This is a genomic window from Rhodoferax sp. ZS1R8 (assembly GCF_056521325.1).
In genome coordinates, this window is sequence record NZ_JBWMBA010000044.1 from 1 (window position 1) to 1,741 (window position 1,741).

Annotated in this window: 3 protein-coding genes; all 3 read right to left on the reverse strand. The window is 55.8% G+C overall.

The features are described from left to right. Nucleotides 1-75: 75 nt before the first annotated feature. Genes AC097P_RS23565 through AC097P_RS23575 form a run of 3 tightly spaced genes read right to left on the reverse strand, consistent with a single transcriptional unit; the run spans nt 76 to nt 1,673 of the window. Entirely contained in the window at nt 76-339 is a 264-nt protein-coding gene (locus tag AC097P_RS23565; protein ID WP_479612863.1) for a DUF2024 family protein, read from the reverse strand. Nucleotides 340-384: 45 nt separating this feature from the next. Next, entirely contained in the window at nt 385-1,083 is a 699-nt protein-coding gene (locus AC097P_RS23570) for a glutamine amidotransferase (RefSeq protein WP_479612864.1), read from the reverse strand. Beyond that, a complete protein-coding gene (locus AC097P_RS23575; RefSeq protein ID WP_479612865.1) occupies nt 1,080-1,673 on the reverse strand; it encodes a TlpA disulfide reductase family protein in 594 nt (197 codons plus the stop codon). The genes AC097P_RS23570 and AC097P_RS23575 overlap by 4 nt, the downstream gene beginning before the upstream one ends. Nucleotides 1,674-1,741: the final 68 nt, after the last annotated feature.

The window sequence follows — 1,741 nt, forward strand, 5'->3', positions numbered from 1 at the left end:
ACGTTGTAGGAACCTATCGACTTAACCTGGTCGAGCCGAATTCGCTCGCTCAATGGGTCGGTACGGTTTCTTACGCTATTCGCAGTTTTCAAATTCCAGAATAGCAAAGCCGGTGTTCACGAGTTCCTCTTCGACAAGCGGATCTGCGGACTCCATGTGGCAATAGCGGCACTTTTCAGCCTTTAGCGCTGCGCTCGGTAGGCCTTTGGCCGCCAGGTAAGTTCGACCAAAACCCAGAATGGTTTCAATGTCCTTGAGTGTTGCTGGCACCAGGATGTCAAAGTGCATGCGACGCCCATCTGGTCGCTGAACATAGGTGTCATAGACTGAAATTTGCATGATGATTCTCGGGTTTCAGGGCGAGGTCGTTGAATTCAAATGCCGCTAGACGAGTCCCACGTAGGCAAGCCATTGCTCAAGCATGTCTTGTCCTGCGGCGGCCTTTTGTGCAACGTCGATTTGACCAGCACGGCGCAATTGGTTGATATCGATTCCTGCGTTGCGTAGTTCCAGCGTGTGTCCAATCAGCCAAGGCTCCATTCGCGCACCGTTTGCTTCCGCATGAAATTGCAAAGCCAATGCTGCGCGTCCATAAGAAAACGCTTGCTGCGGCGTCATGTCGGTCGAAGCCAGTAGGACGGCACCTTCTGGCAAATAAAATGTGTCGCCATGCCAATGCAGCACCTCTGCTTGGGCACGCGCCTGCAAACCGTAGTGTTTGGCTGCGGGTGTAAGTTGCAATTTGGACCAGCCAATATCCTTTTTGGGCCCCGGATAAACAACAGCGCCGAGCGCGGCAGCCATGATTTGCGCACCAAGGCAAATACCCAGCGTGGGCCGGTCAAGATGCAAACGACGCGCGACGATGCCAATCTCTTGGCTCAGCCAGGGGTAGTCTGCGGTCTCATACACGCCAATCGGGCCGCCCAGCACGACAACCAAATCTGCAGTATCCCAGTCTCGGCTGTCAAAGTTTTCCAAGCCTGCGTCAAAGTAGGCGATATCCAATCCGCGCCGAATCAAGACCTCTTCGAAGATGCCGGGGTCTTCAAATTTCAGATGACGTACGGCAACACACTTCATGCCGATGCGCCTTGATCAGGTACGGTGCATTGCCCATCGTTGCAATCGCCTGCCATATCGTCGGCAAACACGCGGTTTTCATGATCGGCAGCGGCGGGGGGGCTGGTATCGGAGGGAGTAGCCTCGGACAGCAACGTTCCCAGTAGTGCGCCAAGCTGCAAGTCATCCATGTGGCCGAAGTGATTCAGACGCACGCGGCCACTGCGGTCGATAAGGACCAAACTTGGCGTTCCGCGAAGCCCATAGGCTTGCATCGTGGTGGGTACTGGATGATCTGCTGCAGGCAGGTCTACTCCGACAGGGAAGGTAATGCGGTACTCGTGCAAAAAGGCTTTCAATGCCGTTGGACCCATGGCGTCGTGGTGCTCAAACACGGTGTGCAGGCCCAGTACCACCACTTCACTGTGCGGGAAGAGCTTGTGCACCTTCATAGCCTGGGGTAGCCCCTGCGCCACACAGCCAGGGCACAGCATTTGAAAAGCGTGCACCACGACCACGCGCCCGCGCAGCGCATCCAGCGTGATGGGGGTGTCTGTGTTAAACCACTTGCTAACCTGCAGCGGTGGAGCCAGAGCCTGTGTTTGCAACATGGTGTGAGGTCTCATTGGAACCTGTCCCGATAGCACAACAGGGCGGCTGGCCATCGGAACGGGGTTCA